General features: G+C 64.4%; 15 protein-coding genes. All 15 read right to left on the bottom strand.

Features of this window, described 5'->3' with window-relative positions:
- Positions 1 to 56: 56 nt before the first annotated feature.
- Entirely contained in the window at positions 57 to 3,581 is a 3,525-nt protein-coding gene (gene dnaE / locus ACDI39_RS23495; RefSeq protein WP_225787346.1) for a DNA polymerase III subunit alpha, read from the bottom strand.
- A gap of 129 nt (positions 3,582 to 3,710) precedes the next feature.
- Entirely contained in the window at positions 3,711 to 4,340 is a 630-nt protein-coding gene (gene rnhB, locus ACDI39_RS23490) for a ribonuclease HII (protein ID WP_225787345.1), read from the bottom strand.
- A gap of 1 nt (position 4,341) precedes the next feature.
- The gene (gene lpxB, locus ACDI39_RS23485) at positions 4,342 to 5,469 is read right to left on the bottom strand and encodes a lipid-A-disaccharide synthase (RefSeq protein WP_225787344.1); all 1,128 of its coding nucleotides are present in this window, start codon (positions 5,467 to 5,469) and stop codon (positions 4,342 to 4,344) included.
- Position 5,470: 1 nt separating this feature from the next.
- Complete coding sequence (gene lpxA / locus ACDI39_RS23480) at positions 5,471 to 6,247, bottom strand: acyl-ACP--UDP-N-acetylglucosamine O-acyltransferase (protein WP_225787343.1); 777 nt, start codon at positions 6,245 to 6,247, stop codon at positions 5,471 to 5,473.
- Positions 6,244 to 6,684 (bottom strand): 3-hydroxyacyl-ACP dehydratase FabZ, encoded by a 441-nt coding sequence (gene fabZ, locus ACDI39_RS23475; RefSeq protein ID WP_225787342.1) that lies wholly within the window; start codon positions 6,682 to 6,684, stop codon positions 6,244 to 6,246. Before fabZ ends, lpxA begins: the two co-directional genes overlap by 4 nt.
- A 113-nt stretch (positions 6,685 to 6,797) precedes the next feature.
- Positions 6,798 to 7,853, bottom strand: coding sequence for a UDP-3-O-(3-hydroxymyristoyl)glucosamine N-acyltransferase (gene lpxD / locus ACDI39_RS23470; RefSeq protein WP_253090631.1), 1,056 nt, complete (start codon positions 7,851 to 7,853; stop codon positions 6,798 to 6,800).
- Between the two features lies 1 nt (position 7,854).
- Complete coding sequence (locus ACDI39_RS23465) at positions 7,855 to 8,358, bottom strand: OmpH/Skp family outer membrane protein (RefSeq protein WP_225787340.1); 504 nt, start codon at positions 8,356 to 8,358, stop codon at positions 7,855 to 7,857.
- A 44-nt stretch (positions 8,359 to 8,402) separates the two neighbouring features.
- Positions 8,403 to 10,751, bottom strand: coding sequence for an outer membrane protein assembly factor BamA (bamA, locus tag ACDI39_RS23460; protein ID WP_253079938.1), 2,349 nt, complete (start codon positions 10,749 to 10,751; stop codon positions 8,403 to 8,405).
- Between the two features lie 76 nt (positions 10,752 to 10,827).
- Complete coding sequence (rseP, locus tag ACDI39_RS23455; protein WP_225787338.1) at positions 10,828 to 12,168, bottom strand: RIP metalloprotease RseP; 1,341 nt, start codon at positions 12,166 to 12,168, stop codon at positions 10,828 to 10,830.
- Between the two features lie 84 nt (positions 12,169 to 12,252).
- Positions 12,253 to 13,443 (bottom strand): 1-deoxy-D-xylulose-5-phosphate reductoisomerase, encoded by a 1,191-nt coding sequence (ispC, locus tag ACDI39_RS23450; protein WP_486537091.1) that lies wholly within the window; start codon positions 13,441 to 13,443, stop codon positions 12,253 to 12,255.
- Positions 13,440 to 14,255, bottom strand: a complete 816-nt coding sequence (locus ACDI39_RS23445; RefSeq protein WP_225787336.1) for a phosphatidate cytidylyltransferase — start codon at positions 14,253 to 14,255, stop codon at positions 13,440 to 13,442. The genes ispC and ACDI39_RS23445 overlap by 4 nt, the downstream gene beginning before the upstream one ends.
- Complete coding sequence (gene uppS, locus ACDI39_RS23440) at positions 14,255 to 15,010, bottom strand: polyprenyl diphosphate synthase (RefSeq protein WP_225787335.1); 756 nt, start codon at positions 15,008 to 15,010, stop codon at positions 14,255 to 14,257. Before uppS ends, ACDI39_RS23445 begins: the two co-directional genes overlap by 1 nt.
- A gap of 15 nt (positions 15,011 to 15,025) precedes the next feature.
- On the bottom strand, positions 15,026 to 15,583 hold the full coding sequence (gene frr, locus ACDI39_RS23435) for a ribosome recycling factor (RefSeq protein ID WP_253079936.1): 558 nt from the start codon (positions 15,581 to 15,583) through the stop codon (positions 15,026 to 15,028).
- The gene (pyrH, locus tag ACDI39_RS23430; protein WP_225787333.1) at positions 15,580 to 16,323 is read right to left on the bottom strand and encodes a UMP kinase; all 744 of its coding nucleotides are present in this window, start codon (positions 16,321 to 16,323) and stop codon (positions 15,580 to 15,582) included. The genes frr and pyrH overlap by 4 nt, the downstream gene beginning before the upstream one ends.
- Positions 16,324 to 16,505: 182 nt before the next feature.
- Positions 16,506 to 17,372, bottom strand: a complete 867-nt coding sequence (gene tsf, locus ACDI39_RS23425) for a translation elongation factor Ts (RefSeq protein ID WP_225787332.1) — start codon at positions 17,370 to 17,372, stop codon at positions 16,506 to 16,508.
- Positions 17,373 to 17,440: the final 68 nt, after the last annotated feature.

Genomic DNA, 17,440 nt, shown 5'->3' with positions numbered 1-17,440 from the left:
TGGCGCCCTACCTTAAGGGATCAGGCGCATTCAGGTCGAGATTAAAATTGGTCGATTCAGCGGTATTGCAGGAAGACGTTCTCACGCCCGAACTGGTCACGCAGGGCCTGGATCAGGCCATCGGCCGGGTCGATCGACCACTCGTCGCCGAATTGCAGCATGGCCCGCGCATCGCTGCCGGTGTACTCCAGGGTGATCGGGCAGCCCCCGCGATGGCGGGTGATCAACTCGCCGAGCCAGGCCAGGCGATCGCCCTTGAGGGCATCATGGGCCACCTTCAGGCGCAGGCTCTCGGCCAGCTTGGTGCGAGCGTCCTCCATGGTCATCACTTGCTTGACCCGCAGGCGCAGGCCACCGGAGAAATCGTCGTGGCTGACCTCGCCCTCCACCACCACCATGGCGTCGGTCTGCAGCAGCGCCTGGGCGGCCATGAAGGCATCGGCGAACAGCGAGGCCTCGATGCGCCCCGAACGGTCGTCGAGGGTGATGAAGCCCATCTTGTCGCCCTTCTTGTTCTTCATCACCCGCAGGGCAATGATCATCCCCGCCACCGTCTGGGTGTCACGCGACGGCTTGAGGTCGACGATGCGCTGGCGGGCGAAACGGCGGATCTCGCCCTCGTACTCGTCGATCGGGTGGCCGGTCAGGTACAGGCCAAGGGTATCCTTCTCGCCACGCAGGCGTTCCTTGAGGGTCAGCTCGCGGACCTTGCGGTGGTTGGCATAGACATCGGCGTCCTCCTCGACGAACAACCCGCCGAACAGGTCGGCGTGACCACTGTCGGCGGTGCGAGCGGTCTGCTCGGCGGCCTTGATCGCCTCTTCCAGGGCCGAAAGCAGCACCGCGCGGTTGCGGTCGATATTGGCCTGGTAGGCCTTGAGCTCGTCGTGGAAGTACGGGCCCAGGCGATCCAGCGCACCGCTGCGGATCAAGGCATCGAGGGTACGCTTGTTGATGCGCTTGAGGTCGACCCGCTCGCAGAAGTCGAACAGGTCCTTGAACGGCCCGCCCTCGGCACGCGCCTCGACGATGGCCTCCACCGGCCCCTCGCCGACGCCCTTGATCGCACCCAGGCCATAGACGATGCGGCCATCGTCGTTGACCGTGAACTTGAAGTCGGAGCTGTTCACATCCGGCGCGTCCAGGCGCAGCTTCATGCTGCGCACTTCCTCGATCAGCACCACCACCTTGTCGGTGTTGTGCATATCCGCCGACAGGACCGCCGCCATGAACGGCGCCGGGTAGTGCGTCTTGAGCCAGGCGGTCTGGTAGGAGACCAGTCCGTAGGCGGCCGAGTGCGACTTGTTGAAACCATAGCCGGCGAACTTTTCCACCAAGTCGAAGATGTTGCCCGCCAGCTCGGCATCGATGCCGTTCTGCGCGCAGCCCTCGATGAAGCCACCGCGCTGCTTGGCCATCTCCTCGGGTTTCTTCTTACCCATCGCCCGGCGCAGCATGTCGGCGCCACCGAGGGTATAGCCAGCCATCACCTGGGCGATCTGCATCACCTGTTCCTGGTACAGGATGATGCCGTAGGTCGGTGCCAACACCGGCTTGAGGCCGTCGTACTGGTAGTCCGGGTGCGGGTAGGCGAGCTCGGCGCGGCCGTGCTTGCGGTTGATGAAGTCGTCCACCATGCCCGACTGCAGCGGGCCGGGGCGGAACAGCGCCACCAGTGCGATGAGGTCTTCCAGGCAGTCGGGCTTGAGCTTCTTGATCAGCTCCTTCATGCCACGGGATTCGAGCTGGAACACCGCCGTGGTCTCGGCCTTCTGCAGCAGGTCGTAGGTCTTCTTGTCATCCAGCGGGATGAAGTCGATGTTGACCTCGGGCAGGTTCTTGCGCGCCTGGTCGCGGTTGATGGTCTCCATCGCCCACTTGATGATGGTCAGGGTTCGCAGGCCGAGGAAGTCGAACTTCACCAGGCCCGCGGCCTCCACGTCGTCCTTGTCGAACTGGGTCACCAGGCCGCCGCCCTCTTCGTCACAGGCGATCGGCGAGAAGTCGGTCAGTTTGGTCGGCGCGATCACCACGCCACCGGCGTGCTTGCCGGTACCCCGGGTGACGCCCTCGAGCTTGAGGGCCATGTCCCAGATCTCACGGGCGTCCTCGTCGCTCTTGAGGAAGTCGCGGAGCATCTCTTCCTGCTCGTAGGCCTTCTCCAGGGTCATGCCGACCTCGAAGGGGATCATCTTCGACAGGCGGTCGGCCAGGCCGTAGGACTTGCCCTGGACCCGCGCCACGTCGCGCACAACCGCCTTGGCGGCCATGGTGCCGAAGGTGATGATCTGGCTCACCGCATTGCGCCCGTAGGCCTCGGCCACGTAGTCGATCACCCGGTCGCGGCCGTCCATGCAGAAGTCGACGTCGAAGTCGGGCATGGAAATACGTTCAGGGTTGAGGAAGCGCTCGAACAGCAGGTCGTAGGCCAACGGATCGAGGTCGGTGATCTTCAGCACGTAGGCCACCAGCGAACCGGCACCCGAACCCCGGCCGGGGCCGACCGGTACGCCGTTGTTCTTGGCCCACTTGATGAAGTCCATAACGATCAGGAAGTAACCGGGGAAGCCCATCTGGATGATGATGTCCAGTTCGAACTTCAGGCGGTCCAGGTAGACCTGGCGCTTCTCTTCGTAGTTGGGCGTGGTCTCCTTGGGCCAGAGCACCGCCAGGCGCTCCTCCAGGCCTTCGTGGGCGACGTGGCGCAAGTAGTCGTCGATGCCCATGCCGTTGGGCGTGGGGAAGTCGGGGAGGAAGTACTTGCCCAGCTGTACCTGGATGTTGCAGCGCTTGGCGATCTCCACGGTGTTGGCGATCGCGTCCGGCAGGTCGCTGAACAGCTCGGCCATTTCCTCCGCGCTCTTGAGGTACTGCTGATCGCTGTACAGGCGCGGGCGACGCGGATCGTCCAGGGTCCAGCCCTCGCCGATGCAGACGCGGGTCTCGTGGGCGTCGAAGTCCGACTGCTTGATGAAACGTACGTCGTTGGTCGCCACCAGCGGCGCGCCGAGGCGATCGGCCAGGGCCACGGCGGCATGCACGTATTCCTCGTCGCCCGCGCGGTTGGTGCGCTGCAGCTCGACGTAGAAGCGCTCGGGGAACATGCCCATCCAATCGCGCAGCAGGGCTTCGGCCTCGTCGATCTTGCCCGCCAGCAGGGCCATGCCGATGTCGCCTTCGCGGGCTGCGGACAGGCCGATCAGCCCTTCGCTGGCCGGGGCGATCCACTCGCGCTGGATGACCACCAGACCGTTGCGCTGGCCTTCGACCCAGCCACGGGAGATCAGCTCGGTGAGGTTGCGATACCCCTTGGGGTTCATGGCCAGGAAGCAGATGCGCGAGAGCGGTGCCTCCGGGTCGGTGCCAGCCAGCCACAGGTCGGCACCGCAGATCGGCTTGATGCCGGCCCCCATGGCGGTCTTGTAGAACTTCACCAGCGAGCACATGTTGCTCTGGTCGGTGATCGCCACCGCCGGCATGTTCATCCCGGCCAGGGCCTTGGCCAGCGGCTTGATCCGCACCAGGCCGTCGACCAGCGAGAATTCGGAGTGCACACGAAGATGAACGAAGGAAACCGGCATGGATGATCCTGTGGCAGTGCGGAACGACAAGGGCGGGATTGTAACCCAACAGCCGGTCGAGTGAGTGTCGGGGGGAGGTAATTAGGCAGTGCGCACGGGCTTTTCGGGAGATGGCAATCTTGGGGCCAATCAAGGCTCGAGCAGAGACCCGGTGATACCGTCGCGGGCTTCCCAGGCTGCGCGCACCGGTGCGAAGGAGCGCCGGTGGATCGGCGTCGGCCCGAGCCGCGCCAGGGCTTCCAGGTGCACCGGCGTGGGATAGCCCTTGTGTCCGCCAATACCATAGCCAGGGTAGATCAGCTCGAAGGCGCTCATTTCCCGGTCACGGGTGACCTTGGCCAGGATCGAGGCAGCGGCGATGGCCGGGACCTTGGCATCGCCCTGGACCACTGGCGCAGCCGGCACGGCCAGTTTTGGGCAGCGGTTGCCATCGATCAGCGCCAGCTTCGGCGTGATGCTCAGGCCCTCCACCGCGCGCTGCATGGCCAGCATGGTCGCGTGGAGGATATTCAGGCGGTCGATTTCCTCGACCTCGGCACGGGCGATACAAAATGCCAGGGCCTTTTCGCAGATCTCGTCGAACAGCACCTCACGCTTGGCTTCGGTGAGTTTCTTCGAATCGTTCAGGCCGAGGATTGGCCTGTGCGGGTCGAGGATCACCGCAGCGGTGACCACCGCTCCGCACAGCGGGCCACGGCCGACTTCGTCGACACCGGCGACCAGCTCCTCGACCAGGTTGAAATCCAGTCCCATTTGCATCCTATCGGGCTCCCAGCAAGCTCAACACCGCATCGGCCGCCTGGTTGGAGGCGTCGCGACGCAAGGTACGGTGGATCTGGTCGAAGTGTTCGGTCTGCTGGCTGCCATCGGTGATCAGCGGCGCCAGGGCCTGGGCGAGGGCTTCGCTGGTGGCGGCGTCCTGCAGCAACTCCGGTACCAGCAAGCGCTGGGCCAGCAGGTTGGGCAGCGACACGTAGGGGCTGCGCACCATGCGCTTGAGAATCCAGAAGGTCAACGGCGCCAGGCGATAGGCGACCACCATCGGCCGCTTGTACAGCAAGGCTTCGAGGGTCGCGGTACCGGAGGCGATCAGCACCGCATCGCAAGCCGCCAGGGCCTGGTGCGACTGGCCGTCGAGCAGGGTCAGCGGCAGGTCGCGGCCTTGCAGCATCTGTTCGAGCTGGGCACGTCGCGCCGGATTGGCGCACGGTGAAACGAAACGCACGTCCGGCACCCGTTCGCGCAGGCGCTGGGCGGTGTCGAGGAACAGTTCGCCCAGGCGCCCCACCTCGCCGCCCCGGCTACCGGGCATGAGCGCCACCAAGGGGCCGTCGCCGAACCCGAGCGCGGCTCGGGCAGCCTGGCGGTCGGCCTCCAGCGGTATGGTGTCGGCCAGCGGATGGCCGACGAAACGCACCGGCACACCCTGCTCTTCGTAGAACTTCGCCTCGAACGGGAGCAGGGTGAGCATCAGGTCGCAGCCTTCGCGAATCTTCAGCACACGCTTCTGCCGCCAGGCCCAGACCGATGGGCTGACGTAGTGCACGGTCTTGATCCCGGCCTGGCGCAGCTTCAGTTCGATGTTGAGCGTGAAGTCCGGCGCATCGATGCCGATGAACACGTCCGGTTTCTCGGCAATCAGGGTCTGGATCAGTGCCTTGCGCCGCTTGAGCAGCTCGCGCAGGCGCCCCAGCACCTCGACCAGCCCCATGACCGCCAGGCGCTCCATGGGGAAGTAGGAAACCAGACCCTCGGCCTCCATCAACGGGCCACCCACGCCAATGAAGCGTACGTCGGGATGGCGCGCCTTGAGCGCGCGCATCAGGCCGGAACCGAGAATGTCGCCGCTGGCCTCGCCCGCGACCAGCGCTACGCAGAGTTGGGCCATGTCAGCGCGTGATGCCGCGGGCGGAGCCGAGGATCGACTGGCGGAACAGCTCGACCTCCGGGAACTGGCCGGCCAGCTCCTCCAGTTCCTTGAGCGCCTCTTCCACGGTCAGGCCCTGGCGATAGACGATCTTGTAGGCGCGGCGCAGGGCGTGGATCACCTCGTCGCTGAAGCCACGACGGCGCATGCCTTCGAAGTTCATGCTGCGCGCCTCGGCCGGGCTGCCGAACACGGTGACGAAGGCCGGGACGTCCTTGCCGATCGCCGTGCCCATGCCGGAGAAAGCGTGGGCACCGATATGGCAGTACTGGTGCACCAGGGTATAGCCAGACAGGATCGCCCAGTCGCCCACATGCACGTGCCCGGCCAACGCCGTGTTATTGACCAGGATGCAGTGGTTGCCGATGACGCTGTCATGCCCGATATGGGCATAGGCCATGATCAGGTTGTGATCGCCAAGGGTGGTTTCCGAGCGATCCTGGATGGTGCCCCGGTGAATGGTCACGCCTTCGCGGATCACATTGTGATCACCGATCACCAGGCGCGTCGGCTCGCCCTTGTACTTGAGATCGGGGGTGTCTTCACCGATGGAGGAAAACTGGAAAATGCGGTTGTGCCTGCCGATCCGGGTCGGCCCCTTGAGCACCACGTGCGGACCGATGACGGTGCCCTCCCCGATTTCCACATCGGGGCCAATGATCGACCAAGGGCCCACCTCGACGCCGTCGGCCAGCCTGGCCGCAGGGTCGATGATCGCCCGAGGATCAATCGAACTCATAGTTCACGTTCCGCGCAGATAATCTCCGCCGAGCAGACCTGCTTGCCATCGACGGTGGCCTGGCACTCGAACTTCCAGATCGAACGCTTGCGGCTGAGGAACTTGGCCTCGAGGATCAACTGGTCGCCCGGCAGCACAGGCTGGCGGAAGCGCAGGTTGTCCGAGCCGACGAAGTAATAAAGGGTACCGTCCGCCGGCTTGGCATCGAGCATCTTGAAACCGAGAATCCCGGCCGCCTGGGCCATCGCCTCGATGATCAGCACGCCCGGCATGATTGGGTGCGCGGGAAAATGGCCATTGAAGAACGGCTCATTGATGCTGACATTCTTGTAGGCACGAATGCTCTGGGCCTCGAAGTCCAGGTCCGTCACCCGGTCCACCAGCAGGAACGGGTAACGGTGAGGCAGGTATTCGCGAATCTCGTTGATGTCCATCATTTCGGGGGGAAGCCTGTAGTAAGAATAGGGAGCGCAGGTGCTGACCACACGCTCCTTTTACAATCCAAAGAGGAGCCAGCTAGCGACGGTTCACTCTTGCTCAGGGAATGGTATCAGCCTTCTGATGCCGGCTGACCACCTGAGGTCACGGTATCGACACGTTTTTCCAGCTGCTGGAGACGCTTGGACATCTCGTCCAACTGGCGAATACGCGCGGCGCTCTTGCGCCATTCGGCCAAGGGTTGCATGGCCGTGCCGGAGGAATAGGCGCCCGGTTCGGTGATCGAACGGGTCACCATGGTCATCCCGGAAACGAATACGTTATCGCAAACATCGATATGACCGACCATGCCGACACCGCCAGCGATGGTGCAATGCTTGCCGATGCGGGTGCTGCCAGAGATCCCCACGCAGGCCGCCATGGCGGTGTGCTCGCCGATCTGCACGTTGTGGGCGATCTGGATCTGGTTGTCCAGTTTGACCCCATCGTTGATCCGCGTGTCCGACAGCGCACCACGGTCGACGGCGGTGTTCACGCCGATCTCCACGTCGTCGCCGATGGTCACCCCGCCGATCTGGGCGATCTTGCGCCAGATGCCCTTCTCGTTGGCGAAGCCGAAGCCCTCGCCACCGATCACCGCACCCGACTGGATCACCACGCGCTTGCCGATGGTCACGTCGTGGTACAGGGTTACCCGCGGCGCCAGCCAGCCACCTTCGCCGATCACGCAGCGCGCACCGACGAAGCAGTGGGCACCGATGGTCACGTTGGCGGCGATCCGCGCGCCGGCCTCGATCACCGCGAACGGGCCGATGCTGGCACTGGCGTCCACCTGGGCATCCTCGGCCACCACGGCGCTGGGATGAATACCCGCCACAGCCTTGGGCTTGGGATCGAACAGGTGGGAAATGCGCGCGTAGGCCAGGTACGGGTCGGCGACGATCAGGGCATTGCCGGCAAAGCCTTCGGCATCCGCGGCCTTGAGCAGCACCGCGGCGGCCTGGCTGTTGTCCAGGTACTTGCGATACTGCGGGTTGGCCAGGAAACTCAATTGCCCGGGCCCGGCCTCCTGCAAGGTGGCCAGCCCGGTGATCTGCAGCCCCTCGGGCCCCTTGAGGGTGGCCCCGAGGGCCTCGGCCAGTTGGCCAAGCGTCATGGTCACGGTCATATCAACGAGCTTGGTTCATACGCTCGATGACTTGGCGGGTGATGTCGTACTGCGGCTTGACATCGATCACCGCACCACGCTCGAGCACCAGGTCGTAGCCACCACGCTTGATGACCTCCTCGACGGCGCCGTCGAGCTTGGGCTTGAGTTGCTTGAGCATGTCGCGGTCGGCGACGGCCTTGGCTTCGTTCAGCTCCTTGGACTGGAACTGGAAGTCACGGGCCTTCTGCTTGAATTCGAGTTCCAGGCGCTCGCGCTCCTGCTGGGGCATCTTGTCGCCACCCTTGATCAGGCGGTCCTGGATGCCCTTGGCGCTGCTTTCCAGATTCTTCAGCTTGGTCAACTGCGGGCCGAACTTCTTCTCGGCATCGACCGCGTACTTCTTCGCCGCGTCCGATTCGAGCAGTGCCATCTGGTAGTTCAGCACGGCGATCTTCATTTCGGCGAAAGCCGGGGTGGCGACCAGCGCCGCGGCCAAGATGGCCAGTTGAGTCAACTTACGCACGATGCACTCCTGGATAAACCGTTTTCGTTGAGCGAGGGCCGACCTCAGAAGGTCTGGCCCAGAGAGAATTGGAACACCTGGGTATCGGCATCGTCCGGCTTCTTGACCGGCATCGCCAGGCTGAAGCTCAGCGGGCCCAGCGCAGTGATCCAGGTGACGCCCAGGCCAACCGAGCTGGCCATGCCCGAGAAGCCGACCTTCTCGCAGTCCGGCTTGCTGCCGCAGTTGGTGTCGAACACGTTACCGACGTCCCAGAACACCGAGGTACGCAGCGAACGCTGGTCCTTGACGAACGGCAGCGGGAACAGCAGCTCGACACCACCCTGGACGAGGACGTTGCCACCGAACGGCAGCGGGTCCTGGTCCGGGTCGCGGATGGTACCGGGGTTGTTGCCCTGGCTCGGGGTACTGCGAGGGCCCAGGCTGCTGTCCTTGAAGCCACGGACAGAGTTGAAGCCACCGGCATAGTAGTTCTCGTAGAACGGCAGGCCCGAGGTACCACCGAAACCATCACCATAGCCCAGTTCGGTGTGCAGGCGCAGGGTGTAGTCGTTGGTGATCGGCTTGAACAGCTGGCCACGGTAGTCGAGCTTGTAGAACGACAGGTCGCTGCCCGGCACGGTGGTTTCCAGGGTCAGGCTCTGGGAATGACCACGGGTCGCCAGCACGCCCTTGTTCAGGGTGGACTCGGACCAGCCCACCGACGCCTTGAAGTTCAGGAAGCTGTCGCCCTCCTCCTCGAGGAAGTCGAAGATCTCGTCGACGGTGTAGCGGCCGGTCTTGATCTCGTCCCGCTGCACGGAAAGGCCGTAGGTCAGGCGCGAGGTCTCGCTGATCGGGTAGCCGATGCTGACACCGGCGCCCAGGCTGTCCACCGCATAGCTGGCCACGTCGACGTCGAGGTCGTCGTAGTCGGTGCTGCGGTAGAAGGCGTTGTAGCCCAGGCTGACGCCATCGGCGGTCCAGTAGGGGTCGACGAAGCCGAAGTTGTAGCGGGTCTGGTACTCGCTACGGGTCAGGCCGATGGAGACCTTGTTACCGGTCCCCAGGAAGTTGCTCTGGCTGATCGAGCCACCCAGGATCAGCCCCGCGCTCTGGGCGAAACCGACGCTGGCGGTGATCGAGCCGGAGGCCTGCTCCTCGACGCTGTAGTTGACGTCGACCTGGTCGTCGGTGCCCGGCACCGGCGGGGTCTCGACGTTGACTTCCTTGAAGAAGCCCAGGCGCTCCAGACGGGTCTTGGACTGGTCGATCAGGTAGGTCGAGGCCCAGCCGCCCTCCATCTGGCGCATCTCGCGACGCAGCACTTCGTCTTCGGTCTTGGTGTTGCCGCGGTAGTTGATGCGGTTGACGTAGGCGCGCTTGCCCGGGTCGACCACGAACATGATGTCGACGGTATGGTCTTCGTCGTTGGGTTGCGGCACGCCGTTGACGTTGGCGAAGGTATAGCCCTCGTTGCCCAGGCGACGGGTGATCAGGTCGGAGGTGGTGGTCATCACCTTGCGCGAGAACACCTGGCCCGGCTGCACCAGCAGCAACGACCGGACCTGGTCTTCCGGTACCTTGAGGTCGCCGGAGAGCTTCACGTCGCGAACGGTGTACTTCTCGCCTTCGTTGATGTTGACGGTGATGTAGACGTGCTTCTTGTCCGGGGTGATGGACACCTGGGTCGAGGCGATGTCCATGTTGATGTAGCCGCGGTCCAGGTAGTAGGAACGCAGGCGCTCCAGGTCACCGGAGAGCTTCTCGCGGGCGTACTTGTCATCGTTCTTGAAGAACGACAGCCAGTTGGTGGTCTTGAGCTCGAAGAGCTGGGTCAGGTCTTCGTCGCTGAAGACGGTGTTGCCCACCACGTTGATGTGCTGGATGGCGGCGACGGTGCCTTCGTTGATCTTGATCTTCAGGCCGACCCGGTTGCGCGGTTGCGGCACCACCTCGGCGTCGACCTCCGCCGAATAGCGGCCCTGGGCCACGTACTGGCGCTGCAGCTCGTTACGCACACCCTCGAGGGTGGCCCGCTGGAAGATCTCGCCCTCGGCCAGGCCCGACTGCTTCAGGCCCTTCATCAGGTCTTCGGTGCTGATGGCCTTGTTGCCCTCGATCTCGATGCTCGAGACCGACGGACGTTCGACCACGTTGATGATCAGGACATTGCCGTCGCGGCTCAGCTGGATGTCCTGGAAGAAGCCGGTCTTGAACAGCGAGCGGGTGGATTCCACCAGACGCCGATCGTCGACCTGGTCGCCCACGTTCAGTGGCAGGGCCCCGAACACGCTGCCTGCGGAAACCCGCTGCAGACCATTGACACGAATATCGGAGATGGTGAAGGACTCGGCGTGAACTTCAGCGATCATCAGTGCGGAGAGGACCGCAGTTAGCAGCAGACGTTTCATGAAGTCCTTTTATTCCAACTGGCAATAAACAACCCGCCGCGAGTGGGGCGGCAGGTTCGCAATTGAGCGAAGCTTTTTATAGTCGACCCAGATCGTTGATCAGGGCGAGCAACATCACCCCAATGACTAAACTGATACCGATCTGGACCCCCCAACCTTGCACCCGATCCGAGAGCGGACGACCGCGCGCCCACTCGATCAGGTAGAACAGCAAATGCCCCCCATCCAGTACTGGGATGGGCAGCAGGTTAAGAACCCCCAGGCTTATGCTCAGGTAGGCCAGGAAATTCAGGAAATCCCCCACGCCCGACTGGGCTGAAGCGCCCGCCACTTTAGCAATGGTTATCGGTCCGCTCAAGTTTTTTACCGAGAGCTCCCCGAACAGCATTTTCTTCAGCGATTCGAGGGTCAGGACGCTCATGCTCCAGGTTCGCGACAGGCCCTCGCCCACCGCTTCCAGGGGGCCATAGCTGACTTCGCGAAGCATGCTGGCGGGCCATTCGACGCCCTTGACACCTGCCCCCAGGTAGCCACCCTCGCCCTGCCGGGCCAGGGTGACCGGGACCTCCAGCTGCGCCCCGTCACGCTCCACGCGCAGCAGCACCTTGGCCTCTGGGCGGGCACGCACGCCGTCGACCACCTGCTGCCAGTCGCTCAGCGCGACCCCGTCCAGGGCCAACAATTTGTCGCCACTCTTGAGCCCGGCGGCGGCAGCCGGCCCCTTGGGATCGATCTGCGCCAGCACCGGCGTCACCGCCGGGCGCCAGGGGCGCAAGCCGAGGGAGCGGATCGGGTCGGGTTCGTCGACGCCCTTGAGCCATTGGTCCAGGCGGATATCGTGCTGGCGCTCGACCGAGCCGCCCTCGTCACGCACACCGACCCGCAGGGTCCCGCTCTCGCCCAGGCGACGAACCAGCTGCAGGTTGACCGCCGACCAGCCATTGGTCGGCTTGCCGTCGACGGAGACGACTTCCTGACCGGCGGCCAGGCCGGCGGATGCCGCCAGGCTGCCCGACTCGACCGCGCCGATCACCGGACGGACCTGCTGGGTGCCGAGCATGGCCAGGAGCCAGAAGAACAGGATGGCCAGGAGGAAGTTGGCGATGGGGCCGGCCGCGACGATAGCGATGCGCTGGCGCACCGGCTTGCGGTTGAAGGACTGCTCCGCCAATGCCGGCGGCACGTCGCCCTCGCGCTCGTCGAGCATCTTGACGTAGCCACCCAGGGGAATCGCCGCGACCACGAACTCGGTGCCATGACGGTCGTGCCAGCGCAGCAGTGGCGTGCCGAAGCCCACGGAGAAGCGCAGCACCTTGACGCCACAACGCCTGGCCACCCAGAAGTGGCCGAATTCATGGAAAGTGACCAATACACCCAAGGCAATCAGGGTGCCGATAATCATGTAGAGCGCTGTCATATCTATCTCCAAATGACGTTCAGCCCAGCCCTGGACCTTGTACGAAAAGTGCCGGAGCGGCGACTTTTCGTACAAATCTCACCATCAGCGACCGTGGCGCCTCAGCCATTCCCGGGAAAGCTCCCGGGCGCGCTGGTCGGCGGCGAACACCGCGCCCAGCGACGGCAACGGCACCACGGACTCCTGGTCGAGCACCTGTTCGATCATACCCGCGATCTCCGGGAAGCGGATACGCCGCTGGAGAAATGCCTCCACCGCCACTTCGTTGGCCGCATTGAGTACCGCCGGGGCGCTGTTGCCGGCCTCGGCAGCCTGGCGCGCCAGGCGCAGGCAGGGGAAGCGCTGTTCGTCGGGCGCCTGGAAATCCAGGCGGGCGATGGCGAACAGGTCCAGCGGCGCGACCCCGGAATCGATCCGCTCGGGCCAGGCCAGGGCATTGGCGATCGGCGTGCGCATGTCCGGGTTGCCCAGCTGGGCGAGCACCGAACCATCCACGTAGTCCACCAGGGAGTGGATCACACTCTGCGGGTGCACCACCACTTCCACCTTGTCCGGCGCGGCATCGAACAGCCAGCAGGCCTCGATCAGCTCCAGGCCCTTGTTCATCATGCTCGCCGAGTCGACCGAGATCTTCCGCCCCATGGACCAGTTGGGGTGAGCGCAGGCCTGCTCCGGCGTGACGTTCGCCAGGGCGGCTGCCGGCGTCTCGCGGAACGGCCCGCCCGAGGCGGTCAGCAGGATGCGCCGCACACCCACCGGGGCCAAGCCACGGGCGTAGTCGCCTGGCAGGCACTGGAAGATCGCGTTGTGCTCGCTGTCGATCGGCAGCAGCACGGCACCACTGCGCCGCACCGCCCCCATGAACAGCGCACCGGACATCACCAGGGCTTCCTTGTTGGCCAGCAGCACCTTCTTGCCCGCCTCGACGGCCGCCAGGGTCGGGCGCAGGCCCGCGGCACCGACGATGGCCGCCATCACCGCGTCCACTTCGGCCGCGCGGGCCACCTGGCACAACCCCGCCTCCCCTTCCAGCACCTCGGTGGCGCAGCCGGCCGCGGCCAACCCCTCGCGCAGGCGCGTGGCGGCCTCGGCGCTCGGCACCACGGCATAGGCCGGGCGGTGCCGCTCGCACAGCGCCAGCAACTGGTCGAGACGGGAATAGCCACTCAGGGCGAACACCTGGTAGCGCTCAGGATGACGGGCGATGACATCCAGGGTGCTCAGGCCGATGGAGCCGGTCGCCCCCAGCACGGTAATGCGTTGCGCGCGACTCACATCACACCCCACTCGGCCGCCCAGAGCAGCACGGCGAACATCGGGATCGCCGCGGTCAGGCTGTCGATGCGGTCGAGCACGCCGCCATGGCCGGGCAGCAGATTGCTGCTGTCCTTGATGCCTTCGCGGCGTTTGAACATGCTCTCGGTCAGGTCACCGATCACCGAGGACATCACCACGACCACGGCGCCCAGCAGGCCCAGCAGCAACTGACCGATACCCCAGTCGCGGGCCAAGCCCACGCCCAGGGCGATCAGCAGGCTGACCGCCAGGCCGCCATAGACCCCTTCCCAGCTCTTGCCAGGGCTGACCTGTGGCGCCAGCTTGCGCTTGCCGAACGCGCGCCCCGAGAAGTAGGCGCCGATATCGGCGGCCCAGACCAGCACCATGACCGCCAGGATCAGCCCGTTGCCCAGCGGCCAGTGCTTGAGCAGCACCAGGCCCTGCCAGGCCGGCAGTAGCACCAGCAGGCCGATCAGCAGGCGACAGGCAGCGCTGGCCCACAGCTCGCTACTGCGTGGGTAGGTGAGCACCAGCCAGGTGGCCAGCCCCCACCAGATCACCGAGGCGCCAAGCACCCAGGGCGCAAGGTCCGGCATCAGGTAAAGCAGCATCAGCGCCCCGGCGACCACCGCGGCATAGGCCAGGCGCAACGGCTGGGCCACGAGCCCCGCCAGGCGCGCCCACTCCCAGGCGCCGACGGTCACCACGAAGCCGATGAACAAGGCGAAATCCCCGCCGTGTAGCAGGAAGAATCCACCCAGCGCGATCGGCAGCAAGATCAGCGCAGTAATGATGCGTTGTTTAAGCATTAAGCACGAGCTCCAGCCTCGACCTGCTCGCTGGTCTTACCGAAGCGGCGCTGGCGCGAAGCGAAATCGGCCAGGGCGTTGCGCATGGCCTCGTGTTTGAAGTCCGGCCAGTACAGGTCGGAGAAGTACAGCTCGGCATAGGCCAACTGCCACAGCAGGAAGTTGCTGATGCGATGCTCGCCCCCGGTACGGATGCACAGGTCGGGCAACGGCAGGTCGCCGGTGGCCAGGCAGGTTTGCAGCAGCCCCGGGGTGATGTCGTCCGGACGCAGGTGGCCAGCCTGGACTTCCCGCGCCAGGCGTTGGGCGGCCTGGGCGATGTCCCACTGGCCACCGTAGTTGGCGGCGATCTGCAGGATGAAGCGATCGTTGCCGGCGGTCAGGGCCTCGGCCTCGCGCATGGCGGCCTGCAGCTCAGGGTGGAAGCGCGTGCGGTCACCGATGATGCGCAGGCTGATGCGGTTCTCGTTGAGGCGCTTGGCCTCGCGGCGCAAGGCCGAGAAGAACAGCTCCATCAGGGCACCGACCTCCTCGGCCGGGCGCTGCCAGTTCTCGCTGGAGAAGGCGAACAGGGTCAGCACCTCGACCCCCGCCTCGGCGCAGACTTCGATCACCGCGCGCACGGCGTCCACGCCAGCCTTGTGCCCGGCGACGCCGGGCAGCAGGCGCTTCTTCGCCCAGCGGTTGTTACCGTCCATGATGATCGCGACGTGACGCGGCACCGAAGGCGATGCCGCTGGCTTGGTCTTTTCCATGAAAAAGTCCCGGCCTCAGACGGCCATCAGGTCCTTTTCCTTGGCTTCGAGGGCCTTGTCGACCTCGCCGACATACTTGTCGGTCAGTTTCTGCAGCTCGTCGGCGGCACGACGCTCTTCGTCCTCGCTGATCGCCTTGTCCTTGGACAGCTTCTTCAGGTCGGCCAGGGCGTCACGACGCACGTTGCGCACGGCGACCTTGGCTTCCTCGGCAACGGCACGGGCCTGCTTGGTGTAGCCCTTGCGGGTTTCCTCGGTCAGGGCGGGCATCGGCACGCGGATGGTGGTGCCGGCACTGGACGGGTTCAGGCCCAGGTCGGAGGTCAGGATGGCCTTCTCGATGGCAGCGCTGAGGTTCTTGTCGTGGGCGACGATCTTCAGGGTGCGGGCGTCCTCGACGGTGATCGCGGCCACCTGGTTCAGCGGCATCTCGCTACCCCAGGCCGGGACCTTGACGCTGTCCAGGATGCTCGGGTGCGCGCGACCGGTGCGGATGGACGCCAGGTTGCGGCCAAGGGCCTCGATGGACTTGCCCATGCGCTCCTGGGCGTCTTTCTTGATGTCGTTGATCATGCTTCGCCTTCCTCGATCAAAGTTCCTTCAGCGCCACCCACTACGATGTTCAGCAGGGCGCCAGGCTTGTTCATGTTGAATACCCGCAATGGCATCTTGTGGTCGCGGCACAGGCAGATTGCGGTCAGGTCCATGACGCCGAGCTTGCGATCCAGGACCTCGTCGTAGGTCAGGTGATCGAACTTCTCGGCATGCGGGTCCTTGAATGGATCGGCAGTGTAGACACCATCGACCTTGGTCGCCTTCAGCACGACATCGGCATCGATCTCGATAGCGCGCAGGCAGGCAGCGGAGTCGGTGGTGAAGAACGGGTTGCCGGTACCGGCGGAGAAAATTACCACATCCCCGGAGTTGAGGTGACGAATAGCTTTGCGACGATCGTAATGATCGGTGACGCCAACCATGGAAATGGCCGACATGACGATGGCCGGGATGTTCGAACGCTCGAGGGCGTCACGCATGGCCAGCGCGTTCATCACCGTGGCCAGCATCCCCATGTGGTCGCCGGTGACGCGGTCCATGCCAGCCGCGCTGAGGGCGGCGCCGCGGAACAGGTTGCCACCACCGATCACCAGGCCGACCTGGACACCGATGCCGACCAGTTGGCCAACTTCCAGGGCCATGCGATCCAGGACTTTCGGGTCGATCCCGAACTCTTCCGACCCCATCAGGGCCTCGCCGCTAAGTTTGAGCAAAATGCGTTTATAGCGAGGTTGGCGACCACTCACCTGCTGGGCCATTCGAGTCTCTCCTGCGGCGTTCTTTGAGAAAATTCCGTGCGGGCTGTGTGCAGCCTGCTAACTGTAGCGTGGCGCCGCTTCGGCGCCAGCGGACAGGAGCGGGATAAACCCCCGTCCGGTTTGACAAAGAGGCTGCGCGCGTGAGCGGGCAGCCTCTTCGGGGCGACAGATGAAAATCCGTCTTATTGCTTCTGGGCAGCAGCCACTTGAGCAGCAACTTCTTCGGCGAAGTTGTCTTCTTTCTTCTCGATGCCTTCACCGACTTCGTAGCGAACGAAGGAAACGATCTCGGCACCGGCTTTCTTGGCCAGCTCGCCGACCTTGACTTCCGGATCCATGACGAAGGCTTGCTCGACCAGGCTGGCTTCGGCCAGGAACTTGGTGATACGGCCCTTGATCATGTTCTCGACGATGTTTTCCGGCTTGCCGGCGATCTTGTCGGCATTCAGTTGCAGGAAGATTTCCTTTTCCTTGGCAACCAGCTCTTCGGAAACGTCTTCCGGACGCACGACTTCCGGCTTCGAGGCCGCCACGTGCATGGCGATCTTCTTGGCCAGTTCTTCGTCGCCGCCTTTCAGGACGACCAGGACACCGATGCGGTGGCCGTGCAGGTAGGAACCGATCACGTCACCCTGGACAGCGGTCAGGCGACGGATGTTGACGTTCTCGCCGCACTTGGCGACCAGGGCTTCACGCGCCGATTCACGCGAGGCGATCAGCGGAGCGGCGTCGGTCAGGTTCTGCTCGAACGCTTCGTTCAGGCTGTCCTTGACGAAGCCTTTGAAGTCGTCCTGCAGGGCCAGGAAGTCGGTCTGCGAGTTGACTTCGATGATCAGGCCACGGCCGCCTTCGGCGCGAACGGCGATCGAACCTTCGGCAGCGATGTTGCCGGCCTTCTTGGCGGCCTTGATGGCGCCGGAGGCGCGCATGTCGTCGATGGCCTTCTCGATGTCACCGCCGGCAGCAACCAGTGCTTTCTTGCACTCCATCATGCCCTGGCCGGTACGCTCACGCAGTTCCTTGACCAGCGCTGCAGTAATTTCTGCCATTTCAAAATCCTCGTTGGATAGGTTTTCAACCATTCCACCCGCGCGCGGCGGGCGTTCAATTCTGCGAA

The sequence above is a fragment of the Pseudomonas sp. Tun-23181 genome (assembly GCF_057415455.1).
Note: the sequence above shows the minus strand (reverse complement) of the source record. Positions and strands in the feature narration are given on the sequence as shown.